Raw genomic sequence first — 25,282 nt, forward strand, 5'->3', positions numbered from 1 at the left:
AGCGGGGCGGCTCCCGCTTCGGTCGTGAGAGAATCGCTATCGGGGAGAGCGAAAAATCGAAACCGGTAAAAAGGTCCCTCGGGTATGGAAGAGTGAGCCGAGATAGCCTAGCCCGGCCAAGGCGGTAGATTCGAAATCTACTGTCCTCACGGACTCGGGAGTTCAAATCTCCCTCTCGGCGCTTTTGCAGCAACAAACAGATGAGCGCCGCGTAGCGGCGCGAATCGATTCTCGTTGCTGCAAAACGATTACGGGAGTTGAACGAGGTCAGTCGCACACAGCGTAGCGAGCACGTCTGACCGTTGTTCAAATCTCCCTCTCGGCGTTTTCAGCAGCACAAAACGACGAGCGTAGCGAGTCGTCCGTGCTGAAAACTCCAAGGAGATTTGAATCAGGGAGGTCGCACGCTCGCGAACGAAGTGAGCGAGAACGACCGACCGTGGTTCAGTCTCCCTCTCGGCGTTTTTTACGGCGCAACACGGCGAGCGACGCATGGCGTGTAGCGCAACGAAGCGAGTCGTCGTTTCGGTCCGACTCGAGTGTCACTCCCATCGCTCGAGACGGTGCCATTTTCGGCTCTCTGCGGAGCCGAATGGACCGACATCGTCCGGATTCCCATCATTCGCAAGCAGGGTCACTATAGACATACTGGTGATATGTCCACCGACCCAAGTCACAATGATCGCCACTCGAGAGACAGTAGACTGGACGCGGTGGGGACGATGAGTTTCGACGACGAACCGACGGACGACGAGGAGACGTTCCACCCGCTCGGTGAGGCGTGGCAAGACGACCTCGAAGACGCGCTCGACGACACCGAGTACGATACGGAACTCGGCATGGAGATGGCGAAAGACGCCATGCGAGTGACGAAAGGAGAACTCGCAGAAGAGGAGTTCCACGAACGGTATCACGAGGAGGTGATGGAAGAGTTCGGCGAGGACGAGCGGCCGATCGCCAGCCCGGACGACGGAGACGGCGAGGAGGGCGGGATCGGGTCGACGCTCGCGGAACTCGCCAGTGGTGAGGAGTCCCGTCGAGAGATGCTCAAAAAGGCGGGGGCCGGCGTGGGATTCGCGAGTCTCGGATGGGGTGCGGTCGATCAGCAGGAGCCGGAGCAGTCCGTCGAGGAGGCGGGGGAAGTCGAGAACGCAGACGAGGGGACCCAGTGGGGAATGACGATCGACCTCGAGCACTGCGACGGCTGTCTCGCCTGTGTGACCGCCTGTAATCAGGAACACGGGTGGGACCAGGGAGCGAACTGGATGTACGTGCTCGCCTTCGAGGACGGCGAGGTCGAGTCTCCCGATCCCGACACTGTCGACGTCGAGGCCGGGAACTGCTCGGACGAGCCGATCGTCCACGAGTTCAACTACCTCGTCCGCCCGTGTCAGCACTGTACCGACGCGCCGTGCGAGAAGGTGTGTCCGACGACGGCCCGCCACACGCGCGACGAAGGCGGGTTGGTGCTAACCGACTACGAGGTCTGTATCGGCTGTCGGTACTGTCAGGTGGCCTGTCCCTATGGCGTCAACTACTTCCAGTGGGACGAACCGGACGTGGATCGGTCGGAGCTCGACCCGGAGGGGATCTACGACGAGCGCGGCCGGCCGGTCAGTCGTCGCGCTCCCCGCGGCGTCATGTCGAAGTGCGTCTTCGATCCGGCTCGTCAGGACGGCAACGCGGGCGAGGGACTGATCGGCACGAGCGCCTGTGAGCAGGCCTGCCCGCCGAACGTGATTCAGTTCGGTGACAAAAATAACCCCGCGAGCGATCCGGAACGGTACGCGGAACATCCGGCCAGGTCGCGAACGATCATTAATCTGTTCGCGGAGCTCCCGTCGCCGAATTCGGTCGAATCGTCGCTCGAGGGCGTCGATCCGTCCGTCGACGCCGTCGTCGATGCCGTCGACGGCTTTACCACCGGGAAGGTCGCGCTCGCGACGGCCGTCGAAATAACCCAGGAGGAGTACGAGGAAGAGGCGCCGCCGGGCGATACCCTCCCGGAGAAGGAGCAAACGGTGCTCGACATCGTGAGCGCCATCGAGACCACCGGGCTCGACCTCGGGAGCGACGACACGCTCACACAGCTCGGGCTGACGGTCGAGGGGTTCGAGGGACCGAGTCAGGACGTCCAAGTCACCAGTCGAGAGGACGTCGCCTATGAACTGTTCGAAGACTACGTCGACGCACCGGAAGAGCAGTTCGAGCTGCTGGCGGACATGGGAACGAACCCGAACGTCACCTACCTCGGACACCAACCCGGACCCGAAGCCCATCAGGTCCCAGGGCCGGTCTCGTACGACGATGTCGGGATGCTCGACACGCGACAGGAGGCCCTCGACGATCAGACCGTCGGCCTCGATTACTCGTGAGGCTTCCGCCGTCGTCGGGGGACGCCTCTCGGTCGTTTTCGATGGCGAGACGCCGAGCGCGGGCCGGCTAACGCACTCGCAAGCCGATCCGGGCCGTCTCACATCGAACCCGCTTCGTCGGTGACGGGGACAGATGTCTTCATAGTCTTCGAGACGAACGTCCGCCTATGGAGCTACGTCAGCGGCTAGTCATTGGGTGTCTCTGGATCGGGGTCGCAGCGCTGATGGCGACCACTCTCGAGCCGGGGATTCCGTCGTCAGTCGGTGACCTCGCGCGGCTGTTCGCCGTCGTCATGGCCCTGTTCCTCGCGGCCGTGTACGTGATCGATCCGTGGAACGTCGTGAGCCGCGTTCACGTCTATAACTGAGGTAGGCCGCGAAGCGAACGGAGTCGACCGCGACTCGAGCGGCCGCTGGGGCCAAACGGTAACGGCGACTCTCGACGACGGAACCGGATCGAGACGGAGCGACGGCGATCAGTCGTCGGCCGGCGCGAGCGGTTGCTGATCGGCCGCGAGCAGCCGATCGAGCGCGTCGACCATCGCTTTCACGCTCGCGCGAGTGATGTCGGCCTCGCTGCGGGCGACCGTCACCGAGCGGTCGTTGCGGACCATCGTCACTTCGACGGTGACGACGGCGTCGGTGCCGCCCGTCACCGCGTCGACGTGATAGGACTCGAGTTCGGCGTCGGCCATCGATCCGAGCGCCTCGCGGACGGCAGAGACGGCGGCGTCGACGGGGCCGGAGCCGGTCCCGCTGGCGACGCGTTCCTCGTCGCCGACGGCCAGTCGAATGCTGGCGGTCGGCACGGCACCGCCGCTGGTAGCGGTGAGGTCGAGCAGGTCGACGACCCGCTCGCGGTCCTCGCCGGTGACGTCTTCGGCGATGGCGAGCAGATCGGCGTCCGTCACTCTGCGGCCGCGGTCGCCGAGCTCGGTCACGCGGGTCGCGATCTCGGCGATCTCGTCGTCGTCGGCCTCGACGCCGTGTTCCTCGAGCGTCGCCGCGACGCCCGCCCGCCCGGTGTGTTTACCCAGCGCGAGCCGCCGTTCGCGCCCGACGGTCTCGGGCGCGTATGGCTCGTACATCTTGTCGTCTTTGAGCGTTCCGTCGGTGTGGATGCCGCTCTCGTGGGTGAAGGCGTTTTCGCCGATGACGGCCTTGTTCGGCGCGAGCTGAACGCCCGTCGCTCGAGAGACGGTCTGTGCGAGGTCGTACAGTTCCTCGAGTTCCAGCGTCTCGAGGTCGTAGACGTGCGAGAGGGCGATCGCGACCTCCTCCAAGGCGACGTTGCCGGCGCGTTCGCCGAGGCCGTTGACGGTACAGTGAACGAGGTCGGCACCCGCCGAAACGGCCGCCAAGGCGTTCGTGACGCCCAGCCCGAGGTCGTCGTGGGTGTGAGCGCTGACCGGGCCGATCTCGGCGAGTCGGGAGACCGCCTCGTGGGTGTGTTCCGGGCCGGTGTGTCCGACGGTGTCGGCGAAGCAAAAGCGGTCCGCGCCCGCCTCGAACGATGTTTCGGCCAGTTCCTCGAGATAGTCGAGATCCGCTCGAGAGCCGTCCTCGCCGATGACCTCGACCCAGAGGTTGTGGTCCTTGGCGTAGGCGACCAGTTCGGCGGTCTTCTCGAGGTTGTCCTCGCGGGAGGTGCCGACTTTGCCCTCGACGTGACGGTCGCTGGCGGGGACGACGATGTGGACGCCGTCGACGTCGCACTCGAGCGCGAGGTCGATATCGCCTTTCATTCCGCGACAGAAACTGGTGACGCGGGCGTCGAGATCGAGGTCGGTCACCCGCGAGATCGCCTGTCGCTCACCCGCGCCGGTACAGGCGCTGCCGGCCTCGATAACGGCAACGCCGGCGCGCTCGAGCGAGCGGGCGATCTCGACTTTCTCGTCGGGCGAGAGCGAGACGCCCGGCGCTTGTTCGCCGTCGCGAAGCGTCGTGTCGAGAAGGCGCACTGTACGGTCCGATGCGATCGTCTGTTCGGGGGTGTGAGTTACAGGCAAGAGTGGTGAACTACGGGTACTGCGGTTACGTTCGTCGGAGAATTTCGCATCCAGCCGGGTCGCCCCGACTTCCTCTATCCTCGTCAGATGGCGTATGAGATGCCATTGTGTCTCGTCACATCGTATCACGATGTCTTAAAACCGCCGGTTCCGAATCACCGCGACCGGGGTCGCGAGGACGGCGGTCGCTCCGATAGCCACCGGGCAGTGCGGGTCGACGTCTCACTCCCCCTCGAGACGGAGTCGGTCGCCGGGTTCGACGGCTGCCGCGTTGCCGGCGGGGAGTTCGACGATCAGGTCGGCGGTCTCGCGAGCGAAACCCCGCCACGGTCGGAGAGTCTCGACGCGCTGGACGACGTCGTCGACGACCCAGACGGCGTCGATGGGAAAGAAGACGAACAGCATGTGGAGGTCGCGGGTCTTCGCCGAACCGAACTGAAACGCCAGCGCGTAGTCGTCCGGAATAGACCGACGGAACATGAGCCCTCGCGTCTGGCTCAGGATCGAGTCGGCGAGATCGATCGTCGTCGCCAGCACGTCGCAGTCGGTTCCGTCGGCGGAGTCGTCGGCGGCCGATTCGTGGACGAGTCGCACGCTCTCGAGTGCGAACGGGGCCAGCAAAAACCTTCCCGCTGACGGTGGATCGCGTCGCCGACTGCCGGTCGATACTCGGCACTCGGTGAGAGCGGTCAGAGGAACGCTATCGCGACGATACTGGCCGACGAGACGAGATTGAGCAGGACGTGCGTGACCGCACTGCTCGCGGTGCCCCACCGGTGGCGAACGACACCGAAGAGGAAGCCGAGCGTGAGCAGCGTCGTGAGACGGATCACAGAGAGATCCACGATCACGTGCTTGAGCGCGAACAGAATCGCCGTTACCGCGATACCGACGGCCGCTCCCCGCTCGTCGACGAGGTTCGTCTGGACGATCCCTCGCCAGACCTGCTCCTCGGCGATCGGGGCGACGATCCCGTTTCCGACGAGAAAGAGGATCGCGAGCGCAGGCCTGTCTTCGAACGCCGCCGCGAGCCCCTCGCCGATGGCCCCGCCCGCTTCGCCGAGGCCGAACAGCGCCGCGTCGACCTGCGAGGCCCCGGCCATCAGTCCCATCCCGACGACCGCAGCGAGGACGCCCAGTCCGAGGGCCCGCGGTGTCCGGTCCCAGCCCCACGACTTCCGGGTGGCTCCCCGCTCGAGCGCGTACCGAGAGAGGGCCGCCGCGATGAGCGGAAGGCCGATCGCGAGGACGAGATAGTCCGCTACTAGCGGTTCGATGCCGACCGCAGCGGCACCGGCGACGAGGCCGCGCCGAAGCGCGAACTCGAGGGCGATCCAGCCGGCGACGACGACCGCAGCGATGTGAGTCGGAGTCGATCGAGCCATAGCCAAACATTATTCTGAACGTATATCTATCTTTTAATTCAAGAATATCTCGGCAGATGTTCGGCACAGTTCCGAGTCCCACGGCGTCCGGTCACGGATGCATCACAAATAAAACGACTCCGACGGAGCGCGACAAACGAGGCGCTCAGTGCATTCAAATCGATTCGGCCCGAACCCGGACCCAGGGTATGGAGAAAACGCCACAGGGAACCTCGGTCGGCGTCGACGATCCGTACGAATTCGCGGGGGTCTGCGACCATCTCACAGGCGAGGGCCAGTGTCGATACGCCCTCGAACACTACGGCCACGACCCCGAGTTCGCCAGCGAGCGCGCCGCGGACGACTACGAGTGTCCCGTAGTCGACCCCGAATCGGACTGGTCGTGGGCCGACTGCCCGCACTTCCGGTCGCGCAATCGCGACCGCGAGTGCGTTCGCTGCGGGCTCGAGGAAAAACGAATGGCCCACGACGACGAGCGCCCGCTGCTCGAGGAACACCATCTCTCCTACGAACGCGACGGGGAGACGCTCTCCCACGAGATTACGGTCTACCTCTGTCGGTGGTGCCACTCGAAAGTCCACGACTCGTGGGCGCGGATCACCGACGACGCCGCGCTCGACCCCGACGCGATCGCGGCGCTCGAGGAACGGCGCGGCCGCGAGCAGTCGGAACTGGGGTTCGAGTCGGCGGCCGAGCGATACGACGACGAGTGACGAGGCACCGAGACGGCGACCCGGCGGTCAGACCAGTTTCCGCAGGAGGCCGTACACCGCATCGCGCAGTCGATCCGGCAGGTAGCGAGCGTACAGCCCGTACTGGGCGATCGGGCCGACGGGGTACCGCGCCGGCGGGTCGGGACTCGTCGCGGAGTCGAGGATCGCCTCGGCGACGTCGTCGGGTTCCGAGGCGAACGGACCGCCGCTCCCGCCGCCGACCAGTTGGGCCTCGTCGTAGAGTTCGTACAGCGACTCGTAGGCCGGCGTTCGCTCGTCGTCGGGGAGTTCCTCGTCGACCCGATTCGTGAACTCCGTCTCGACCGGGCCAGGTTCGACCACGACCACGTCGATACCGAACTCGTCGACCTCGGCGCGCAGCGAGTCGCTCATCGCCTCGAGAGCGTGTTTCGACCCGGCGTAGGCACCCGCTCCGGGGAACGAAATGCGCCCGATCACGCTCGAGACGTTGACGATCCGGCCCTCGCCCTGTGCTCGCATGTGCGGCAGCGCGGCGCGGGTGAGCCGGTGCGGGCCGTAGACGTTGACGTCGAACTGCCGGTGGAGGTCGACCGTCGCGACGTCCTCGAGGGGCCCCATCTGGGCGTAGCCGGCGTTGTTGACGACGCAATCGATCGAGCCGGCGACGTCGACGACCTCCTCGACGACCCGCGCGACCTGCTCGGGGTCGGTGACGTCTAACTCGAGGGTCTCACAGCCGGCCTCTCCGAGGGCCGCGATGTCGTCGACGTTGCGCGCCGTCGCGAAGACCTGCCAGTCGTCCGCGAGGAAGGCGCGGGCTGTCGCGCGGCCGATCCCGGACGAGCAGCCGGTGATGAGCACCGACTTCTTGCGCGTATAGCGATCGTCGGCGCTCGTCTCGGTGGTGACTTCGTCGCCGGTCCCGGTGGTGGTCTCGCGACCGCGATCGTCCTCGACGACGGTGCCGTCCGGCTCGTCGTCGCCTGTCCCTTCGACGTCCTCAGCGGTGGCCATGTGTGATGGGTTCGTGAGACGATACCTAAGTATCGACGGTTTGTCGCGCTATCCGTAATTTTCGGATTCGGACGAGATTCGACTGACTCGACCGTTCGGTTCAGAACAGCAAGCAGCCGGAAAGCCCCCGGTCGGCTCGAGTCGCCTGCCGGCGTGCGCTCCTCGCTCCCTGCGGTCGCTCCGGTGCTACGGCCGGCACGCTCCCCGGCCCGACCGGCCCCTTTCAGTCCCACCCACCGCAGGCGGTTCACGGTCAGCTGTAGCCGGTGGACAGTGGCGGAGTCTATTTGTCGAGGCCCTTTTTCGCTTCATCTGCGTATTTGTCCGCCAATCGAACCGGCTCTGGGAGTTTGTACGACGAGGCGAGGTCGAGCGCGACGTCTGCCGCCGTTTCGGGACCGACCCGATGGCCGGGACTGACGTAGAGCGGATTGATGTACCGGTCGGGCGAGTCGTACTGTCGGGTCTGGACGGCGTAGCCGAGCAGGGTCCCGTCGGGCGCGTCGACCCTCGAGTTCGATTCGATGGCGACCGTCGTTCCCTCCGGGAGGTCGGCCGTGTCCTCGCGCGGCGTGCCACAGAGCAAGCTCTTGGCGACGCCGATGCTCGGCACGTCTCGGACGACGCCCATGTGGGTCGCGATACCGGCCTGCCGGAAGTGAATGCGGCCGCTGCCGTCGAACAGGAACAGATCGGGGTCGACGGACAGTTCCTCGAGCGCCGCGAGGATCGGTGCCCCTTCGCGAAAGGAGAGGAGACCGGGGATGTAGGGAATCTCCAGGGACGTCACCGCGTGGACGCGCTCGATCACCTCGCCGCCGCGCATCGCGACGACGGCGCTCAGAGCGCGGTCCTGGTCGCCGTCCTCGTTCGTGAGAAACGACTGATCGATCCCGACGACGACCGGCGGTTCGTCGCCGCCCACAGTCGACGCGAGCGGGTTCGAGAGGGCGTCGGGATCGAACGAGAAGTCGTCCTCGAAGACGGCGGCGGCGGCGATCTCGCGCTGGAGGGCTTCCATCTCCTCGCGCGAGAGGCCGGCGTCGGGTGCGAGGTCGGGGCGAGGGTCGTGCATCTGTCTGGCGGTGATAGACGCCGCGAGAAAATCAGTTGCAGGGTTGTGCGAGAAGCCCCTCGGTTCGGTTCAGAATCGGCCGCGTCCGGGACCGCCGGGGCCGCCCGGACCGCCCGGGCCACCGGGCCCGCCACCGCCGAACTGGAGTTGGTTCGGCGCGCTGACGTTGCGGTTTTGCTTGACGTACTGCCCGTAGCCGAGGCCGATTACGAGGCCGATGAGGTGGGCCATGTGTGCGATGTTCCCGCCGCCGCCGGTGCTGAGGAAGAAGATGCTAATGAAGGCGTATCCGCCCGTGAGGACCCAGATCGGGACGGGCAAAATGAAGTAGAGATACACCTTGAGGCCGGGATTCAAGACCGTCAGGACGCCCATAATCGCGAGTGCGGCACCGCTCGCTCCGACGACGCCCGGTGTGAACGGTGTGACCGCACTCGTTTGGAGTATCTGAATGCCGATCTGCCCGAGTCCGGCGAGCACACCGCTGACGAGGAAGAGGATCGCGAATTTCCTCGAGCCGACGTAGCGCTCGACGAGCGGGCCGAAGAAGAATATCACGATACTGTTACCGGCGATGTGATAGAGTCCGCCGTGGGCGAAGATCGACGTCACCCACGTCCAGACGTACTCCGGATAGTAGGGCCGAAGAACGAAGAGGGTCTGTGCCATTTCGATACCGAAGACCGCTCTGACGAGAAACTGGGCGATAAACGTGAGCCACATCAGCGCGAGGAACGTGTAGGTTGCGTTCCCGCGGAAGTACGCCAGCGGCCCGCCCGGTCCGGTATCGATCGGGACCTTGTCGGCGAGACTCGAGGCTCGAGACGTGCTCCCGCCCGAATTGACGCCGTCGTCGAAACCGCTGTCGAAGACACCCTGCGGATCGTTCCAGTTTTGCAGCCCCGAGCAGTCGTGATTCTCGGGGAGTCGGTGGTCGGCACAGTAGGTGCCGCCGCAGTGCCGACAGTTGTACGGCATGTTTTCGTCCTTCCCACACACGTCGCACTTGGCCATTGACCGGGGGTATGTGGGGAGCCGCTAAGGGATTTGGGGTTTCTGCCGGGATTTTTTCGAGGGACTTCGATCTCTCAGTAGGGTCAGGGGAGCGTTCCGTCGAGTTCTGGGCGGTACAGTCACGGAATCTGAGACGAGAGGGTGTTCGCCGTCTCCGCTCGCTCGATTCGCGTCGGGACTGTACATTTTTGCCTCCGCATCCCCCACGTTCCGGTGTGCAAGAGTACGAGCGCAAGCAACTGCTCGAGCGCGTCGAGCGCGAGGGCGCGACCGTCGGCGCGGACATCCCGGAGACGATCACGGTTCAGGGGGAGGAGATCGACCTCCAGACCTTCGTCTTCGAGATCAAGCGCCGCGAGACGGTCCCGTCCGGCGAACGCGAGCGCGTCGAGCAGGCCAAGAAGAACCTGCGGCGCGAGCGCCTCGAGCGACTCGAGCGGATCGAAGAGGACTCCATTAGCCGCGAGGAGGGCGAGGAACTCGCCCAGAGCATCATCGGCATCGACCGGGCGTTGAACGCCCTCGAGAACCTGGGGCCGACGGACTTAGAGCGCGAACAGCAGGTCCAGAAGGCTCAGGACCGCAAGCGCTGGATGTCCTTCCTGAAGAAGGCGTTGGGCCAGGAGGACGACGCCAGCGCACGGAGGGGGCGCTGATGGCGACCAACGCCGAAATCGCCGCCCGGTTCGAGGAGTTCGCGGATCTGCTCGAGGCCGACGACGTCGAGTACAAGCCTCGCGCGTACCGGCGGGCGGCCGAGAACATCCGCTCGCATCCGTCGCCGCTCGCCGACCAGATCGCGGCCGGCGACCGCGAGGCCGTCGAGAACATCGACGGCGTCGGCGACGCCATCTCCTCGAAGATCATCGAGTACGTCGAGACCGGCGAGATCGACGAACTCGAGGACCTCCGCGCCGAGCTGCCGATCGACATCGCCGACATCACTCGCATCGAGGGCGTCGGCCCCAAGACCGCGGGGAAGCTCTATCGCGAACTCGGGGTCCAGACGTTGGACGACCTCGAGGACGCCGCCGAGGCCGGCGAGGTACAGGACGTGAAGGGATTCGGCCCGAAGACCGAGCAGAACATCCTCGAGAACCTCGAGTTCGCCCGCACGATCGGGCAGCGCCAGTTGCTCGGCGAGGCGCGACCGCTCGCGGACGACGTGCTCGACTTTCTCGAGTCGCTCGACGACGTCGAACGCTGTGAGGTCGCGGGCTCGATCCGGCGCTGGCGAGAGACGATCGGCGACGTGGACGTCCTCGCGGCGACCGAGGCCGGCGAGGACGTCATCGAGCGGTTCGTCGCATGGGAGTCGGCCGACGACGAGATCGAGTCCGGCCCCGAGAAGGCCAGCATCCGCGTCGGCGAGATTCGCGTCGATCTGCGGGTGGTCGTCCCCGATGAGTTCGGCTCCGCGCTCCAGTACTTCACTGGGAGTAAGGACCACAACGTCAGCCTGCGCAACTACGCGATCGATCGCGGCATGAAGTTGAACGAGTACGGTGCCTTCGACGTTTCGGACGTCGATGACGCCGAGGCGGGACAGCGCGTCGGCGAGCGGGTCGCCGGCGAGACCGAGGCGGGAATGTACGACGCGCTCGGGCTGCCGTGGATTCCGCCGGAGCTCCGCGAGGACCGCGGCGAGATCGACGCCGCCGAGAGCGGCGACCTCCCCGACCTAGTCACGCGCGAGGACGTCCGCGGCGACCTGCACAGCCACACCGAGTGGTCCGACGGCAACACCCCCATCGAGGCGATGGTCGAGGCCGCCGAGGCGCGGGGCTACGATTTCTTCGGGATCGCCGACCACGCCGAGGGCCCCGGCATCGTCGGCGGGATGGGTCTCTCCGATACCGAAATTCTCGACCAGGTCGAGGAGATTCGCGCGGTCGGCGACGACGCGGAGATCGAAGTCTTCGCGGGAATCGAGGCCAACGTCGACGCCGAGGGCGAAATCGACCTCTCCGAAGAGGTGATCGAGGCCCTGGACGTGATCGTCGCCTCGACGCACAGCGCGCTCGATCAGGACGCGGAGACCGCCACGGAGCGACTCGTCCACGCCATCGAGAACCCGGCGATCGACGTGCTGGGCCACCCCAGCGGCCGTATGCTCAACGAGCGCTCCGGGCTCGACTTCGACGCGACCGCGCTCGGCGAAGCCGCCGCCGAACACGGTACCGCCCTCGAGGTCAACAGCAACCCTCGCCGACTCGACCTCTGGGGCAGCGCCGTCCAGGCCGCCCTCGAGGAGGGCGCGCCGATCGCGATCAACACCGACTCTCACCAGCCCTCGACGCTCGAGTACATGCGCTGGGGCGTCCACACGGCGCGTCGCGGCTGGGCCGAACCGGACGACGTGATCAACACCTGGGAGCTCGACGTCCTCCGCGAGTTCCTCCACTGATCGGGCCGGACCGCTCTCGTCTCACTCCTTCCCATGCGCATCCTCCTCGACGTCATGTGCGGCGGTCTCGTCTCGTATCTCCGGATGTGTAACTACGACACCGCCTACGCGGGCGATCGCAGACTCAAGGACGACGACGATCTCCTCGCCGTCGCGCGGGCCGAGGATCGGACGGTCGTCACTCGAGACGTCGACCTCGCGGGTCGCGCCGACGAGTCGATCCTGCTCGAGTCGCGCGATGTCGAAGACCAACTCGCGGCGCTCGACGCGGCGGGACTCGACCTCACGCCGGCGGACGATCCCGATTTCTGTGGGCGGTGTAACGGCCCGCTCGAACCCGTCGACTCGACGGCGTCGACGCCGGAGTACGCGCCCGATCCGTCGGTACTCGAGGTCCGGCGCTGTCGCGACTGCGGGCAACACTTCTGGCGCGGGAGTCACTGGGATCGTGTCGCCGAGACCCTCTCGCAGATCCGGGGATCGACCGGGAGCCGCCCCGACGAGACGTAAGTATCGATGCAGGAGTTACCGACACAGGAGCGACCGCACTCAGTAGACGGCGACGTCGTCGAACCGACCGTCGTAGGCGATGTGGTGTGGATGGGTCGGCTCCGTCCCCGAGAGGAAGAGGCGATCGACCTTCTTCCACGTGTTCTCGTAGACGAGGTGGCCGAGTTCCGTCGCCGTCGTGGCCCACCGCTCGAGACTGTCGTCGTAGACGACGCGGCGAGCGAACCCGTCCTCGAGCGCGGTCACGACGTCCGCCTCGGTCTCGATGGCCGCATCGAACGCGGTGTGGGCGACGCCGACGGACCGCCGAACGTGGGCGTACGACGAGGTGAACGGCGGTATCGAGAGCTCGTCGACGAGTTCTCGCGCGCGACGGTTGTTCCACGGAAAGTGTCGCGGGTTGAAAATTTCGATGGCGTCGATCGTCTCGGCGTACGTCCGCAGATCCGCCTCAGAGAGACTCACGTTCGCGAACTCCGGATGCGGGACGAGGACGATCGCGTCCTGCCGGTCGAACTCGGCCATCGCCGCCTCGAGCGGGATGAAGTCGGGAACGGGCGCTTCGAGGCCGATCGCGAGGACGTGCTTGCGGTCTCGCCACGTGCCGGTAAACACCTCGCGCCCGGGGACCACCAGCAGGTCCTCGTCGGAGTAAGCCGCCGCTCGATCGCGGATCTCCGGGAGGCGGGTGAAGTGAGGCGCGTAGACGATCGCGTCGAGGCCGGCCCGTTTGGCCCGTTCGACGACCGTCTCGTCCAGCACCTTCACGTGACAGTCGATTCGGAACGTCACTCCATCGGTCACGAACACTACTTCCGGGACAGCCGGGTTATGCATTCTGATTTGGCGGCCGCTCGAGGCACCCTCGATCACGTCGACGATCGGCGCGACCGGTTCGTCGGGGTCGATCGAAATGAACGGCTCGTCGTCGCCGACGTAGACGCGGCGATTTGCGAGAATCTATCGACGGGAGAGGATGCGACGAACTCGTCGCTGAAAGCGGCGTGTGCCGGAGAAGCGGGCGTGCTTCGTGAACTCCACGTAGACGGCCGTCTGGACGGCCGATCGGACGCGCATCTTCTGGTCGATGTGCGTCGCTGCGAAAGGATCATTAGGAGGGCGGTTCGAGTGTCAGTAACGAATGGCCTGGGAATGCGGGATCGACGGCTGTGGTGCAGTCTTCGAGGACGTCGAGTCGGCCGTCGTCCATCAGGCGACGAAACACCAGCGTCGGGAGTGTAAGGTCTGTGGAACCGTCGTTCCCGATGGCTACCTCGCGATTCGACACGCCTTTACCGAACACAGCCGCGCCGAGTACGTCCGCGCCTACGGTGCCAGCTCCGAGGCGGTCAGAGAGCGCGAAGAACTGCTCGAGGAGATCGAATCGGAAGCGGATATGCAAGCGATCGCGACGGAACTGAAGCGGTAGCGATCCGCCCCGCCGACGGTTTTCGTGACGCCCCTTGAGACTCTCAGAGCCCGGTACGTGCCGACTGTCCGGACGCTTTCTCGGATCACCGCCGTCCGCTCCTCACGGCGAGTCGATGCCGACGGAACTGGGAGCGGACGATCGGGAGGCGGTCGCCGTCAATAGTTGTCGACGATCGCTGACACGCAGCCGGTCTCTGCCCTATAAGCGGAGTGATCGGAGACCGAATCGCTCACGTCGACGTCAATGTAGTTGTCCGGCGTGGTACCGTCGCTGAACCAGCCGCCGCAGTCCGCCGGGCCACTCCCAAGTCTAGCGACGCCGTCGTTCGTCGAGTAGTAGTTGTGGACCGCGTCGGCCGACGCCTGGATGGCATCGAAGAAGGGGCCGTCTTCGCAGGGCGCGTCGGACGCCTCGAACGATCCGATGCCGTCCGCCGTCGCGACGGTAAACTCCCCGTCGATGGCCGCGAGCGTTTCCATCTGGACGATCCCACCCATCGAGTGACCGAGGATCCGGATCGTCGTCGACGGGTTCGCGTCGGTGTAGTCCGCGAGCCACGCGGCGAACAGCTGGCCCGTATCCCTGGCGCTCTGGACCGCCGTCGTCGGGAGACCGCTGTCGTCCCAGGTGACCGCCGTGACGGACTCGTCGTAGCCGACTGTTCTGGCCGTCTCCCGGAACGTCGCGGCCCGCTCGACGCTCGCCGACGAACTCGTATAGCCGTGAATCTTGAACACGACCTCGGTCTCGTCCTGCGGCGCGTCGGTGACGTCGGGGACGCCGTCTCGAAAGTCGAGCTCTGCGATTCCGTCGGTGTCGGCCGCGACCGATCCCGATGCGACGCTCAGGCCGACGCTCGCGACGACCGTCGCCGCCGTGGACCCGAGGAGCCGCCGTCTCGAGACGGGAGTTGTCGAATCGCCGTTCTCTGCGGTCGAATTCGAGTGGTGGTTTGTCGTCATCGATGATCGTTCGCGTCAGAGACGCGAACGGGCGATCGTTCCACAAGGGACCGTATATTTTTTATCCGAGTTACTATATATTGGTATAAATACTTCGTATTATAGAAATATAGCCGGCGGAAACTCGGGCCGACGGGTACGAACGTCTCGTGGATGGTACGACCGCGGTCGATGAGAACTCGAGACGCTGGAGAAACGTGCTTTCCAATGTAGCGGTGTTCGCGGCGAGCGGACCGAGAAGAGACACCCCTCGGGTCGTCAGAATCGGCCCGCGATGTGACGGATCGGTACGGTAGTTGACGACCTACCGTTCGTCGCTATCGAGCACGCGAATCTGGTCGCCCCGCACCGTCACGGGAATCGGGACCGTCGCCTCGTATAGTTCGACCGTCACCTGATCCTTGCCTTCGTCGATGCGCTGGACCTGTGCTTTCTCGCCCTTGAACGGGCCGGCGATGAGTTCGACGATGTCACCCTCGGCAATCCCTTCGACGTCCGGTTTCGGCGAGAGGAAGTGCTCGACCTCCGAGATGTCGGACTCGCCGGGGACGATACTCCGCGCGTGCGGAATGTCCTCGAGGACGCGATTGAGGACCGCGTTGCCTTCGGCTTCGACCATCACGTAGGAGGTCAGCGAGTCGGGCGCGAGCGCGGCGTGAATTTCCGACTCCTCGCGGTTGATGATCATATCCGCGACGGTGCGTTCCTGGCTCGCCGTCGTTTTGACAGCGAAGATTCCCATTAGACGCCACCACCGGGCAGGAGCAGCATGATCGTCGCGATGAGGAATCCAATGATACCGACCAGAATGATTCCTGCACCGGCAATTTTCGATACCTGAAGGAACTCCTCAGTAGTGGGCGTCGTCGCCATCTTCAGCACCCGAACGTACGAGGTGAGGTCGTACGGAACGTCCATATATGTCTATTCACAGCGCGGCGTCTTTTATCTGTCTTTCGTGTCCGCTCAGTGACCACGGTCGTCGCACGACCGATCGCGACGATGGGCCGATCCCGACGTTGCACTCGACGGCCCCGCGTCCAAACCGCTCGGATCCGAACGTCTGGTATGGCCGAAGACGACTCCGACCGAGCGAACGAGTACGAAGCGGAACGAGAGGCGGAGGTCGAGGACGAACTCGAGCGGATCGACCGCGACCCCGACGAGGTCGACGAGGGCGACGGCGGACTCGGCACCCAGAACGCGCCACGCGAGGACGCCGACGACCTCGAGGACCTCGAGGAAGACGCGGAGAGCGAGGAGGCCGACGAGGAGTGAGGGGCCGGGAGAGTCAAAGGAGCGCGACCGATAATCCGTTAGAACGACGGTAACACCGATTCTTCGTATAACTCGACGAACTCGGCCTGGTTCGAGCCGATCTGGTGGACGACCACGCGGTCGTATCCCGCGTCGACGTATTCCTCGATCGCGGCGACGTGGTCGTCGGCATCGTCACCGCAGACGATCAGCTCCTCGATCTCGTCCTCGGTCACCGTCCGCGTGGCCTGCTCGAAGTGGGCCGGCGTCGGCAGCTCCCACATCAGTTCGCCCGGTAGCCCCTCGATGGGCCAGATCTCGTGTGCGCGCTCGACCGCCGCGTCCGCGTCTTCGTCGTAGCACACTGTTACCTCGCCGTATCGGGGACCCTCGCCGCCCGCGTCCGCGAAGGTCTCGAGCAGGTCCGACTCGGGACTGACGCCGACGAGGCCGTCGCCGCGCTCGGCCGCGAATCGGGCCGCTCTCGGCCCGTCCGCGGCGATCGGGATCGGCGGGCGTTCGTCGGGGAGCGTGAACAGTCGCGCGTTCTCGACGGTGTAGTACTCGCCGTGATAGCTCGTCGTCTCGCCCGCCCAGAGGGTCCGGATTATCTCGATGGCCTCGGCGAGCATCTCGAGTCGAACCTCGTGTTCCGGCCACCGATGCCCCGTGACGTGCTCGTTCAACTGTTCGCCGGCACCGACGCCGAGGAAGAACCGACCGGGGAGCATCGCCGCGGCCGTCGCGGCCGCCTGCGCGACGATCGCCGGATGCACGCGGATGATCGGGCAGGTGATCCCGGTCCCCAATCGCAGGTCGTCGGTCGCCTGCGCGATCGCGCCGATCACGTTCCAGACCATCGGGGACTCGCCCTGACTCGCGGTCCAGGGGTGGTAGTGATCGGAGATCATCGCGAACTCGAACGCCGAGTCGTCGGCGAGTCGGGCGTACTCGACGAGATCGTTCGGGCCGTGCTCCTCGCAGATGAGCTTGTAGCCGATTTCGGCCATGTATTGTCGCCAGTCGATTAGGAGTCCGTCGCCGGCGGTCGTTCGCTCGGGCCGCTCGGCACCGTCGTCTCCGGTCGTTCGAAGGCCGGCCGCTCCGCGAGCGTCAGTTCCACTGTCTGCCGTTCGCCGTCGCGGACGATCTCGAGTTCGATCATGTCGCCGGGCGAGGTCTCGAGGGCGAGATACGCGGAGAGCTGATCCTGATTCGGGATCTCCTCGCCGTCGATGGCGACGATCACGTCACCGCTGCCCGGCCGCGTGGTACTGCCTGCCTCGAGGACGCCGTCCGCGGGCGAGTCCGGAACGACCTCCATGACTAACACGCCGGTGGCCTCCTCGAGGCCGATCGCTTCGGCGATCTCCGGCCCGACCGGTTGAACCCCGACGCCCATGTAGGGGTGCTCGTACGTCCCGTCCTCGATGAGCGCGGGGACGACCCGGTTCGCGAGGCGCGCGGAGATCGCGAAGCCGATGGTCTGGCTGGCCCCGGCGAAGACCACGCCGAGCACCTCTCCCTCGAGGCCCACCAGCGGACCGCCGCTGTTACCGGGATTGATCGGTGCGTCGGTCTGGATCGCGGCCGGAATCGAGAAGCCGGTGGGGCTGGGGAGCGAGCGGTCGATCCCGCTGACGATCCCCTGAGAGACCGACGCGTCGAATCCGAGGGGATTGCCGATCGCGAGCACCTCCTGCCCGATCACGGGCTCGGACTCCGAGAGCGAGAGTCCGGCGGCGACGTCGGGCATGTCGTCGACGCGCAGGACGGCGAGATCGCTGTAGGCGTCGGTCCCGACGATCGATGCGGTCCGCCACTCCTGATTGTTGAACTGGATCTCGATCCCGCCCTCGCTCGCGTTCTGGACGACGTGGTTATTGGTCACGATGTGCTGGTCATCGATGACGAATCCGGTGCCGAGCCCGCCGCCACCGCCGCCACCCGGAGCACCGCCCGTCCCGGAGACGGTGACGAGGACGACGGAATCGATGGTGTTGCGATACGTCTCCGTGTACGGGCTGTCGACGTCGCTCCCGCCGCCCTCCTGAGCCGTCGCGTTCGAGTCGGCGGTTTCGTTCTGTGCGACGCCGGCTCCGGAGCCTCCGAGGCCGATCGCCGCCGCGGCCCCGGTCGCTCCGACCGCGCCGAGTAGCCGTCTGCGAGTACACTGATCTGGATCTGGAGTCACGCCCGTCTCCACCTCGACGAGGGGCATAAAACGGCCCCCAGCACCAGCAGCCGGTCGTACTGCGGTCGCTCGCGGGACGTGACGTCCCGGCGAGCCGGCGGTCGATTACTCGCTTCGCGCCGCCGCGACCGCGTCGACGAACGACGCGGCGGTCTCTCGAACGCGATCCATGTCGCCGTCGGCGACGGCCGCGTCGTCCACGATGGCACCGCCGGCACCGACGGCCACCGCGCCGGCGTCGAAGAAGTCCGCGACGTTGTCCCGCGAGACGCCGCCCGTCGGGACGATGTCGACGTCGCCCAGCGGTCCCGCGAGCGCGCCGATGTGGCCCGGCCCGACCGTCGACGCGGGGAACATCTTGAGGAGATCCGCGCCGGCCTCCATCGCCGTCACGGCCTCCGTGGGCGTCATGACGCCGGGTGCGACGAGGACGCCGTGTCGGTTGCACGTCCGCACCACGTCCGCGTCGGTATGTGGCGAGACGACGAACGACGCGCCCGCGTCGATCACGGACTGCGCTGTCGGCGCGTCGAGGACGGTCCCCGCGCCGACGACCGCGTCGGTATCCGCGAGCTCCCGGTCGACGGCCGCGATCTGCTCGGCCGCGCGGGTCCCGTCCGCCGTGATCTCGAGCGCGTCGACCCCGGCGTCGTGGATCGCGCGGGCGACCGGAACGATCTGCTTCTCGTCGATACCGCGGAGCACCGCGATGACGCCGCTGTCGACGATCCGTTCCCTAACCGCTCGCTTTCCGGTCATGCGTCCGGCCCTCCCACAGCGGCCGCCGCTCGATACTCGCGTGCGATCCGTCCGGTTCCGTCGACGAGACGTTCCATCACAGCCTCCCCTGTGTGCTACGTGCTCAATAAATTTACTCTCGGTCGAAAAAAGAAATCCATCCTGGAAACCTCACTCCTCGAGCGCGCGGATGGTGACCGACTCGGCCTCGTAGTCCTCGAGGAACGCGCCGGTGCCGCCGACGGTGTACCGCTCGCCGTCGACCTCGAGTTCGAACGCGTTCTCGATCGGCAGCGTCGAGGTGACCGGGCGGACGAGGCTCTGTCGGACGTCGACGACCTCGCCGGAGAGCGAGGACGGGAGGTCCCGGTCGCCGACCGGCGAGCCGGTGACCGAGGCCTCGATCCGCGTGTCCGTCGCGCGGTGGAGCGCGATCTGGAAGACGGCGCTCCGGAACCCCTCGTAGGTACAGGGGAGTTCGTTCGGGGTGGTGACGTAGCGCTCTTCCGCGGTCGGCCAGTAGTTCGCCAGGAACGAGCCGGCGAGGACGGGGGCGAGTTGCTCCTGCGAGATGGAGATCGCCCGCGTGTCGCTCGCGGACGTCGTCAGTATCTGGCTCGGTGCGAGCAGCCCGTGCCGCCCGTCGACGGTCAGCATCGTCGGCACGAGCGCGTCCCAGGTGCGGACCGTACTGGCCGTCCCGGCCAGCGACGCGATGTCTTGGTCGCCCTCGGTCGCACCCAGCAGGAGGAGGACGAGCACGCCGCGGTCGACCGTCGCCTCGAGCGTCGACCGGATTCGCGGGAGGACCTCGGCGGGCAGGGAGAGCGTCACTTCCGTTTCCGCGCCGGCCAGCAAGCTCTCGATCCGCTTGAGTACCGTCTGCCGGGACTTGATCACCTCGAACTGCTCGTCGGAGCGCTCCGTCGTCGTGTACCGCGATTGCAGCTCCGGTTCGATCTCAGAAACGCTGTCCGTGAGCCGATCGATGACCGTTTCGGGCCGGACGGGCCGGATCACCGTCGGCACCGCGTGATCGTCGACCTCGACGAACCCGCGGTCCTCGAGTTCCTCGCTGATGCTGTAGACGTAGCGTTTGGACACGTCGGCTGCGTCGGCGATAGTGCTCGCTTTCGACTCCCCGTGTTCGAGAATCGCGAGATAGGTGTCGGTCTCCTTCTCCGAGAGGCCGAATCGCTCGAGCAACTCGGCGAGCTCGTCGTCGTCCATGTATATTCAGTACATCAGAGATTACGCGGTCAGTGTAAAATATGCTCGGTCCGGTCGCCCCGTTCGAGCCGCTCGCCGACGGCCGGCCCGAACCGCGTCGTTCGGTCGCGACGCCCGCCGTCGCGACTCAGAAAAGTGGGAATACATATTTCAACAAAGTTTATTGCCTCGGGAGCGAACTGTGAGAACGATGGAACTACACGGTGCCCTCAACGATTTCAAGCGGTCGCAGGGGGATCCACGGCGGTTTCCCGGCGAGCGCAGGTCGACGACGGGGCTCTTCTCCGGACTCGACGAACGGCTCGTTCACGTCGCTCCCGACGGATCGATCAGGGACTACTCCTACCCGCTCTCCGGACTCGCCGGCATCGAACGCTCCCGATTCGGGCTCGAGCGGGACGGCGACGTCCACTGGTTCGACGCCGACGGCGACCAGCGCTACGTCGACGACACTGCGGTCGTCGAGACGACGCACGCGGTCGGCGATGCGACCTGCGTGCAGTACGACCTCACGATCGGACGGCTCCACCTGACGCACTTCGCACTCGAGGGGGAGGACGGAGCCGCCGCCGACGTCACTCTCCGCGCGTGCATCGGATTCGCACCGGACGGGCGAGCGGGACGCGTCGGACAGCTCTGGCACGGAGACGCCGTCGAGGTACACCACGACACCGAACACGACTTCCTCGCGGCCTCGACGGAGCTGTCCGCGACGGGGCAGGTCCCAGAGCGGTTCGCGGAGCTACTCGCGGCCGAGCCAGTCGACTTTCCGCGATCACCGACCGACGATCGCTACGAGGAGGCGCGCCTCAGCCCGATCGCGATGACCGAACTCGAACTCACCGGCTCGTCCCCGAGCGCGACCATCGCGACGCTGCTCGCCGACGGCGACCGCACCGATGCGCTCGAGCGCGTTCGGACCGCCGCGGCCGACTACGCCGACGGCGGGGCGGTGCTCGAGGCGGGCCGCGGCCAAGCTCGCGACCGGCTCCCCGATCCAGATGGCATCGAGGGCGGCCTCGCGGACCTCCGTGCGCTCGCGCTGTTGCGTGCGCCGACCGGTGCGCGGATGGCCGGCCCCGAGTTCGATCCGTTCTACCGGTACTCCGGCGGCTACGGCTATACCTGGTTCCGCGACGACGCCGAAATCGCCGGGTTCCTGCTCGAGGCCGATCGCCGGCTGGCCCTCGGACTCGAGGAGTGGCACGCGAAGAGCGCCCGCTTCTACGTCGACACGCAGCTCGCCGACGGTACCTGGCCCCATCGGGTGTGGCCGCACAACGGGGCGCTCGCCCCGGGCTGGGCGCACGGCCGCGTCGAAGACGGCGACTCCGAGGAGTACCAGGCCGACCAGACGGCGAGCGTCGCGTCGTTTCTCGCGACGTACCTCCGTCGCGTCGATGCCGACGACGAAGCGGTGCGGGAGGCGCTCGTGGCCGCCCTCGACGGGTTAGACGACTCCCTCGATGCCGACGGTCTCCCCGGACGCGTCCAGAACGCCTGGGAGAACATGACCGGGCGGTTCGCGCACACGACGGCGACGTTCCTCGAGGCCTACGCGGCGATCGCTCGAGCCCCGGTCGACGAGTCGCTCGCGGCTCGCGCCCGAGAACGGGCGGCGACCGTCTACGAGGCCCTCGACGATCTCTGGGTGCCCGAGCGCGGCGTCTACGCGATGCGCGTCGACGACGGTGACGTCGACGACCGACTCGACGGGAGCACGCTCGCGCTGGTCGGGGCCCACCGGGCGTACGATGCGCTCGAGGGTGTCGACGATGAGCGACTCGACCGTCTCGTCTCCCACGTCGAGACGACGCTGGACGGCCTCTCTCGGAACCCGGACGGACCAGTCGAGGGGCTCGCTCGCTTCGAGGGCGACCCCTGGCGAGTCCGCGAGCAGGACGTCCCAAAGATCTGGACCGTGACGACGGCCTGGGGGGCACACGCCGCCGTCGAACTCGGCGACCTCCTCGCGGCGAACGGCCGCGGGGAGGCAGAGGCGTTCCACGAGCGCGGTCGCACCCTGCTGGCGCTCGTCGGGCCGGGCGGCGCGCTCCGCCGGGCCGGCGGCTATCTCCCCGAACAGGTGTTCGACGACGGCACGCCGGACAGCGCGACGCCGCTGGGCTGGCCCCACGCCATCCGGCTCGCGACGGCGAGTTCGCTCGCGGAGTCCGCGTCGCCCGCGCTCGCGGACGCCGAGGACCGCGCACCGCTGCAGGACTGAGTCGTCGAGTCCGCTTTTTCGTCGTAGCGGCTACCTCTCTGGAGCGAAGCGGAAGTGACCGGAAAACGAGCCCGAGAGGGTGCTGTTCGCGTCAGGACGTGACCGTCGGCGCAGCGCGTTCGCGCGTCAGGACGTTGCGACCGGTCTCGGGATCGAACAGGTGGACGTCCGATTCGTCGAACGTGAGCGTCACTCGATCGCCCGGCTCGAGGCGCACGTCCGAGTCGACGCGGGCGATGAACTCGGTGGGCAGATCGAGGTGGAGGAAGTTGTCGGAGCCGACGGGTTCGACGACGTCGATGGCCGCCGTGATCGAGTCGGCCGCGCCCTCGTCGGTGACCGAGACGTTCTCCGGCCGGATGCCGAGCGTGTACTGACTCGCGTCGAGATCGTCCCCGTGGCGGTCGATGTACGCCGCCGAGAGGTCGAACTCGAACCCGCCGTCGGGACCGGTCAGGTGGAGCCGATCGCCGTCGGACTCGACGGCGACGTCGACGAAGTTCATCGACGGCGAGCCGACGAAGCCGCCGACGAACTCGTTGACCGGGTTCTCGTAGACCTCGGTCGGCTTCCCCTGTTGCTGGAGTTCGCCGCCGTCAAGGATGACGATCCGGTCGCCCATCGTCATCGCCTCGTGTTGGTCGTGCGTGACGTAGACGGCGGTGATTCCGAGTTCGTTCTGGAGCCGCTGGATCTCCGCGCGCATGCTCGTCCGAAGCTTGGCGTCGAGGTTGCTGAGCGGCTCGTCGAACAGGAACAGGTCCGGCTCCCTGACGATCGCGCGACCGAGCGCGACGCGCTGTTTCTGACCGCCGGAGAGCTCGTCGGGCTTGTCCTCGAGGAGGTTCTCGATGTCCATCATCTCGGCCGTGTCGACGACGCGGCGCTCGCGCTCGGACTCGCTCAGATCGGTGCTCATCCGGAGCCCGAACGCCATGTTCTCGAAGACGGTCTTGTGGGGATACAGCGCGTAGTTCTGGAACACCATCGCGACGTCCCGGTTCTTCGCGTGGACGTCCGTGACGTCCTCGTCGCCGATCCGGATTCGCCCGGACGTCGACTGCTCGAGCCCGGCCAACATCCGCAGCGTCGTCGTCTTTCCACAGCCCGACGGGCCGACCACGGTCACGAACTCGCCGTCTTCGATCTCGAGGTCGAGATCGTTGACGGCGACGACCGACCCGGCGTCGTATTCCTTCCGCAGCGATTCGACCGTTACTCGTGCCATTTCCCTGTTCGTTCGGCGAGGGTGCGTAAAACCTTTTCCCAAAATTTGGAATCTGAGAAGTAATATTACACCAAATATATTGCCGTTTGCCGTTCGCGAGACGATCGGGCTCTCAGCCGAGCGAATGCGACGCCCGATAGCGAAATCGGAACTCATCTGGAAGACAGACTGAACCGGATCGTGGTTCCGAAACGGCCGATATGAGTGCTTTGCTGCTCACTACGGTGATCCGATCGCTCCAGCGAGGCGGCATCCTAACAACTAAATATGTGAAGATATTATTCATCACTGTTTGCCATGACACTGTATCGCAGGAACGCACTCAAGGGTATCGGCGGGATGACGACGCTGACGGTCGCGGGGTGTCTCGGGGGACTGCTCGGCGGCGGTGACCAGGGGACGACGCTGTGGACGCAGTTCGAAGAGGGCGAGGAGAGCTCCCTCGAGGAGCACCTCGGTACGTTCAACGAGGGACGGGACGACGCGATGAACTCCGAGAACATCTCGGAGATGGAATCGCAACTCGAGACGGCGTTACCGGCGGGCAACGGACCACACACGTTCGCGTGGGCCCACGATTGGATCGGTCAGTACCACGACCAGGACTTCGTCTACGACGCCGCCGACGATATCGACGTCGACCTCGAGAGCACGTTTACCGAGGCCGCCGCACAGGCGGTTCAGTGGGACGGTGCGGTACACGGTCTCCCCTACGCGGCAGAGACCGTTTCGCTCATGTACAATCCGGATCTGGTTGACGGACCGCCGGAGACGCTCTCGGAGATGGTCGCGGTAATGGAGGACCACCACGATCCGGACAACAACCAGTACGGGCTCTCGGTTCCCGCGATCGAGACCTACTTCGTCAGCGCGTTCTTGAACGCGTTCGGCGGCACCGTCTTCGACGAGGAGAGCGGCGAACTCGGCATCGAGGACGACGCGTTCATCGAGGGCATCGAACTCCTCGAGGACGCTATTTGGCCCTACGTCTCTGCGGATCCGACGTACGAACCGCAGATAGCGACGTTTTCGGAGGGGAACGCGCCGTACGCGATTAACGGCCCGTGGCAGGTCAGCGGCTTCCGCGAGGCCGGTGTCGACGCGACCGTCGCGGCGCTTCCCGACATCGACGGTGGGGAACCGTCACCGTACACGGGCGTCCAGACGTGGTACTTCACGACGCAACTCGAGAGCGCGGACGATACCGCGCTCGAGACGACCCTCGAGTGGGCCGAGTGGTACACGACTACCGAGGACGTGATCCTGAGCAACGCACAGGACCACGGACTGATCCCGGTTCATCAGGAGTACGCGCAGTCCGACGAGCTCGGCGACGACGTCGAAGCGTTCGCCGAGGCCGTCGAAACGGGCGTTCCCCTCCCGACCGATCCACGAATCGGTGACGTCTGGACACCGCTCAAGGACGGGCTCCAGCGGGTCTTCAACGGCCAGGCGAGCGCCGAGGAATCGATGGCGACTGCCGCCGAAGAAATCCGGGGTCGCTGGGACTAACTGACTGCGTTTGGCACC

Annotated in this window: 25 protein-coding genes and 1 tRNA gene; 11 read left to right on the forward strand and 15 right to left on the reverse strand. The window is 66.0% G+C overall.

Annotated features, from left to right (window positions below; genetic code table 11):
• Window positions 1–96 precede the first annotated feature (96 nt).
• The 3 genes from LDH66_RS02595 (at window position 97) to LDH66_RS02605 (ending at window position 2,743) form a co-directional block, all read left to right on the forward strand.
• Window positions 97–181, forward strand: a tRNA-Ser gene (locus tag LDH66_RS02595).
• Window positions 182–722: 541 nt separating this feature from the next.
• Entirely contained in the window at window positions 723–2,375 is a 1,653-nt protein-coding gene (locus tag LDH66_RS02600) for a 4Fe-4S ferredoxin N-terminal domain-containing protein (RefSeq protein ID WP_226479517.1), read from the forward strand.
• A gap of 167 nt (window positions 2,376–2,542) precedes the next feature.
• A complete protein-coding gene (locus LDH66_RS02605; RefSeq protein WP_226479518.1) occupies window positions 2,543–2,743 on the forward strand; it encodes a hypothetical protein in 201 nt (66 codons plus the stop codon).
• Between the two features lie 108 nt (window positions 2,744–2,851).
• Here the strand turns inward: LDH66_RS02605 and LDH66_RS02610 are convergent, their stop codons facing one another.
• From LDH66_RS02610 to LDH66_RS02620, 3 genes are all read right to left on the reverse strand, one after another.
• Window positions 2,852–4,384 (reverse strand): (R)-citramalate synthase, encoded by a 1,533-nt coding sequence (locus LDH66_RS02610; protein WP_226479519.1) that lies wholly within the window; start codon window positions 4,382–4,384, stop codon window positions 2,852–2,854.
• A gap of 222 nt (window positions 4,385–4,606) precedes the next feature.
• Window positions 4,607–4,978 (reverse strand): DUF192 domain-containing protein, encoded by a 372-nt coding sequence (locus LDH66_RS02615; protein ID WP_226479520.1) that lies wholly within the window; start codon window positions 4,976–4,978, stop codon window positions 4,607–4,609.
• A 95-nt stretch (window positions 4,979–5,073) separates the two neighbouring features.
• On the reverse strand, window positions 5,074–5,769 hold the full coding sequence (locus LDH66_RS02620; protein WP_226479521.1) for a CPBP family intramembrane glutamic endopeptidase: 696 nt from the start codon (window positions 5,767–5,769) through the stop codon (window positions 5,074–5,076).
• Window positions 5,770–5,957: 188 nt separating this feature from the next.
• Between LDH66_RS02620 and LDH66_RS02625 the strand changes: the two genes are divergently transcribed.
• Window positions 5,958–6,482: a DUF7097 family protein gene (locus tag LDH66_RS02625; protein ID WP_226479522.1), complete on the forward strand. Its 525-nt coding sequence runs from the start codon at window positions 5,958–5,960 to the stop codon at window positions 6,480–6,482.
• Between the two features lie 27 nt (window positions 6,483–6,509).
• Here the strand turns inward: LDH66_RS02625 and LDH66_RS02630 are convergent, their stop codons facing one another.
• From LDH66_RS02630 to LDH66_RS02640, 3 genes are all read right to left on the reverse strand, one after another.
• Complete coding sequence (locus LDH66_RS02630) at window positions 6,510–7,478, reverse strand: SDR family oxidoreductase (RefSeq protein ID WP_226479523.1); 969 nt, start codon at window positions 7,476–7,478, stop codon at window positions 6,510–6,512.
• 283 nt (window positions 7,479–7,761) lie between these two features.
• Window positions 7,762–8,553: an endonuclease V gene (locus LDH66_RS02635; RefSeq protein WP_226479524.1), complete on the reverse strand. Its 792-nt coding sequence runs from the start codon at window positions 8,551–8,553 to the stop codon at window positions 7,762–7,764.
• Between the two features lie 69 nt (window positions 8,554–8,622).
• Window positions 8,623–9,567: a rhomboid family intramembrane serine protease gene (locus LDH66_RS02640; RefSeq protein ID WP_226479525.1), complete on the reverse strand. Its 945-nt coding sequence runs from the start codon at window positions 9,565–9,567 to the stop codon at window positions 8,623–8,625.
• 215 nt (window positions 9,568–9,782) lie between these two features.
• Between LDH66_RS02640 and LDH66_RS02645 the strand changes: the two genes are divergently transcribed.
• The 3 genes from LDH66_RS02645 to LDH66_RS02655 are packed head-to-tail and all read left to right on the forward strand — an operon-like array spanning window position 9,783 to window position 12,484.
• Entirely contained in the window at window positions 9,783–10,223 is a 441-nt protein-coding gene (locus LDH66_RS02645; protein ID WP_226479526.1) for a DUF5788 family protein, read from the forward strand.
• On the forward strand, window positions 10,223–11,974 hold the full coding sequence (gene polX, locus LDH66_RS02650) for a DNA polymerase/3'-5' exonuclease PolX (RefSeq protein WP_226479527.1): 1,752 nt from the start codon (window positions 10,223–10,225) through the stop codon (window positions 11,972–11,974). The genes LDH66_RS02645 and polX overlap by 1 nt, the downstream gene beginning before the upstream one ends.
• Before the next feature lie 33 nt (window positions 11,975–12,007).
• Window positions 12,008–12,484 carry a Mut7-C RNAse domain-containing protein gene (locus tag LDH66_RS02655; RefSeq protein WP_226479528.1) on the forward strand — a complete coding sequence of 159 codons (477 nt, stop codon included), beginning with the start codon at window positions 12,008–12,010 and terminating at the stop codon, window positions 12,482–12,484.
• Between the two features lie 39 nt (window positions 12,485–12,523).
• On the opposite strand, the gene LDH66_RS02660 is transcribed toward LDH66_RS02655, so the two are convergent.
• A complete protein-coding gene (locus tag LDH66_RS02660; protein WP_226480935.1) occupies window positions 12,524–13,276 on the reverse strand; it encodes a PHP-associated domain-containing protein in 753 nt (250 codons plus the stop codon).
• Window positions 13,277–13,625: 349 nt separating this feature from the next.
• Between LDH66_RS02660 and LDH66_RS02665 the strand changes: the two genes are divergently transcribed.
• On the forward strand, window positions 13,626–13,913 hold the full coding sequence (locus LDH66_RS02665) for a DUF7565 family protein (protein ID WP_006184562.1): 288 nt from the start codon (window positions 13,626–13,628) through the stop codon (window positions 13,911–13,913).
• A 158-nt stretch (window positions 13,914–14,071) separates the two neighbouring features.
• Here LDH66_RS02665 and LDH66_RS02670 read toward each other — a convergent pair whose 3' ends face one another.
• From LDH66_RS02670 to LDH66_RS02680, 3 genes are all read right to left on the reverse strand, one after another.
• On the reverse strand, window positions 14,072–14,878 hold the full coding sequence (locus LDH66_RS02670) for an alpha/beta hydrolase (protein ID WP_226479529.1): 807 nt from the start codon (window positions 14,876–14,878) through the stop codon (window positions 14,072–14,074).
• A gap of 304 nt (window positions 14,879–15,182) precedes the next feature.
• The gene (locus LDH66_RS02675) at window positions 15,183–15,620 is read right to left on the reverse strand and encodes a transcription elongation factor Spt5 (RefSeq protein WP_006432547.1); all 438 of its coding nucleotides are present in this window, start codon (window positions 15,618–15,620) and stop codon (window positions 15,183–15,185) included.
• Window positions 15,620–15,796, reverse strand: coding sequence for a protein translocase SEC61 complex subunit gamma (locus LDH66_RS02680; RefSeq protein ID WP_226479530.1), 177 nt, complete (start codon window positions 15,794–15,796; stop codon window positions 15,620–15,622). The genes LDH66_RS02675 and LDH66_RS02680 overlap by 1 nt, the downstream gene beginning before the upstream one ends.
• Before the next feature lie 150 nt (window positions 15,797–15,946).
• Between LDH66_RS02680 and LDH66_RS02685 the strand changes: the two genes are divergently transcribed.
• Complete coding sequence (locus tag LDH66_RS02685; RefSeq protein ID WP_226479531.1) at window positions 15,947–16,156, forward strand: hypothetical protein; 210 nt, start codon at window positions 15,947–15,949, stop codon at window positions 16,154–16,156.
• 38 nt (window positions 16,157–16,194) lie between these two features.
• On the opposite strand, the gene LDH66_RS02690 is transcribed toward LDH66_RS02685, so the two are convergent.
• The 4 genes from LDH66_RS02690 to LDH66_RS02705 all read right to left on the reverse strand — a co-directional run bounded on the left by LDH66_RS02690 (window position 16,195) and on the right by LDH66_RS02705 (window position 20,297).
• Entirely contained in the window at window positions 16,195–17,145 is a 951-nt protein-coding gene (locus tag LDH66_RS02690; protein ID WP_226479532.1) for a TIGR03557 family F420-dependent LLM class oxidoreductase, read from the reverse strand.
• A gap of 17 nt (window positions 17,146–17,162) precedes the next feature.
• A complete protein-coding gene (locus LDH66_RS02695; RefSeq protein WP_226479533.1) occupies window positions 17,163–18,356 on the reverse strand; it encodes a S1C family serine protease in 1,194 nt (397 codons plus the stop codon).
• Window positions 18,357–18,434: 78 nt separating this feature from the next.
• Window positions 18,435–19,088: a bifunctional 4-hydroxy-2-oxoglutarate aldolase/2-dehydro-3-deoxy-phosphogluconate aldolase gene (locus LDH66_RS02700; protein WP_226479534.1), complete on the reverse strand. Its 654-nt coding sequence runs from the start codon at window positions 19,086–19,088 to the stop codon at window positions 18,435–18,437.
• Window positions 19,089–19,238: 150 nt separating this feature from the next.
• Window positions 19,239–20,297: a TrmB family transcriptional regulator gene (locus tag LDH66_RS02705; protein ID WP_226479535.1), complete on the reverse strand. Its 1,059-nt coding sequence runs from the start codon at window positions 20,295–20,297 to the stop codon at window positions 19,239–19,241.
• A gap of 190 nt (window positions 20,298–20,487) precedes the next feature.
• Here LDH66_RS02705 and LDH66_RS02710 point away from each other — a divergent pair, with 190 nt between their 5' ends.
• The gene (locus tag LDH66_RS02710; RefSeq protein ID WP_226479536.1) at window positions 20,488–22,524 is read left to right on the forward strand and encodes a DUF7997 domain-containing protein; all 2,037 of its coding nucleotides are present in this window, start codon (window positions 20,488–20,490) and stop codon (window positions 22,522–22,524) included.
• A 91-nt stretch (window positions 22,525–22,615) separates the two neighbouring features.
• On the opposite strand, the gene LDH66_RS02715 is transcribed toward LDH66_RS02710, so the two are convergent.
• On the reverse strand, window positions 22,616–23,752 hold the full coding sequence (locus LDH66_RS02715) for an ABC transporter ATP-binding protein (RefSeq protein WP_226479537.1): 1,137 nt from the start codon (window positions 23,750–23,752) through the stop codon (window positions 22,616–22,618).
• Between the two features lie 297 nt (window positions 23,753–24,049).
• Between LDH66_RS02715 and LDH66_RS02720 the strand changes: the two genes are divergently transcribed.
• Window positions 24,050–25,264 carry an extracellular solute-binding protein gene (locus LDH66_RS02720; protein ID WP_226479538.1) on the forward strand — a complete coding sequence of 405 codons (1,215 nt, stop codon included), beginning with the start codon at window positions 24,050–24,052 and terminating at the stop codon, window positions 25,262–25,264.
• The last annotated feature ends 18 nt before the right edge of the window (window positions 25,265–25,282 follow it).

Origin of the sequence: Natrinema amylolyticum (assembly GCF_020515625.1) — an archaeon.
Classification (GTDB): Archaea; Halobacteriota; Halobacteria; order Halobacteriales; family Natrialbaceae; genus Natrinema; species Natrinema amylolyticum.

Bases quoted from the DNA above. Each gene is read 5' to 3' on its own strand.
- LDH66_RS02715 (WP_226479537.1), bottom strand. From the start codon at position 23,752: ATGGCACGAGTAACGGTCGAATCGCTGCGGAAGGAATACGACGCCGGG.
- LDH66_RS02605 (WP_226479518.1), top strand. From the start codon at position 2,543: ATGGAGCTACGTCAGCGGCTAGTCATTGGGTGTCTCTGGATCGGGGTC.
- LDH66_RS02630 (WP_226479523.1), bottom strand. From the start codon at position 7,478: ATGGCCACCGCTGAGGACGTCGAAGGGACAGGCGACGACGAGCCGGAC.
- LDH66_RS02665 (WP_006184562.1), top strand. From the start codon at position 13,626: ATGGCCTGGGAATGCGGGATCGACGGCTGTGGTGCAGTCTTCGAGGAC.
- LDH66_RS02670 (WP_226479529.1), bottom strand. From the start codon at position 14,878: ATGACGACAAACCACCACTCGAATTCGACCGCAGAGAACGGCGATTCG.
- LDH66_RS02710 (WP_226479536.1), top strand. From the start codon at position 20,488: ATGGAACTACACGGTGCCCTCAACGATTTCAAGCGGTCGCAGGGGGAT.
- LDH66_RS02675 (WP_006432547.1), bottom strand. From the start codon at position 15,620: ATGGGAATCTTCGCTGTCAAAACGACGGCGAGCCAGGAACGCACCGTC.
- LDH66_RS02695 (WP_226479533.1), bottom strand. From the start codon at position 18,356: ATGCCCCTCGTCGAGGTGGAGACGGGCGTGACTCCAGATCCAGATCAG.
- LDH66_RS02680 (WP_226479530.1), bottom strand. From the start codon at position 15,796: ATGGACGTTCCGTACGACCTCACCTCGTACGTTCGGGTGCTGAAGATG.
- polX (WP_226479527.1), top strand. From the start codon at position 10,223: ATGGCGACCAACGCCGAAATCGCCGCCCGGTTCGAGGAGTTCGCGGAT.
- LDH66_RS02635 (WP_226479524.1), bottom strand. From the start codon at position 8,553: ATGCACGACCCTCGCCCCGACCTCGCACCCGACGCCGGCCTCTCGCGC.
- LDH66_RS02705 (WP_226479535.1), bottom strand. From the start codon at position 20,297: ATGGACGACGACGAGCTCGCCGAGTTGCTCGAGCGATTCGGCCTCTCG.
- LDH66_RS02620 (WP_226479521.1), bottom strand. From the start codon at position 5,769: ATGGCTCGATCGACTCCGACTCACATCGCTGCGGTCGTCGTCGCCGGC.
- LDH66_RS02640 (WP_226479525.1), bottom strand. From the start codon at position 9,567: ATGGCCAAGTGCGACGTGTGTGGGAAGGACGAAAACATGCCGTACAAC.
- LDH66_RS02600 (WP_226479517.1), top strand. From the start codon at position 723: ATGAGTTTCGACGACGAACCGACGGACGACGAGGAGACGTTCCACCCG.
- LDH66_RS02700 (WP_226479534.1), bottom strand. From the start codon at position 19,088: ATGACCGGAAAGCGAGCGGTTAGGGAACGGATCGTCGACAGCGGCGTC.
- LDH66_RS02720 (WP_226479538.1), top strand. From the start codon at position 24,050: ATGACACTGTATCGCAGGAACGCACTCAAGGGTATCGGCGGGATGACG.
- LDH66_RS02685 (WP_226479531.1), top strand. From the start codon at position 15,947: ATGGCCGAAGACGACTCCGACCGAGCGAACGAGTACGAAGCGGAACGA.
- LDH66_RS02655 (WP_226479528.1), top strand. From the start codon at position 12,008: ATGCGCATCCTCCTCGACGTCATGTGCGGCGGTCTCGTCTCGTATCTC.
- LDH66_RS02625 (WP_226479522.1), top strand. From the start codon at position 5,958: ATGGAGAAAACGCCACAGGGAACCTCGGTCGGCGTCGACGATCCGTAC.
- LDH66_RS02690 (WP_226479532.1), bottom strand. From the start codon at position 17,145: ATGGCCGAAATCGGCTACAAGCTCATCTGCGAGGAGCACGGCCCGAAC.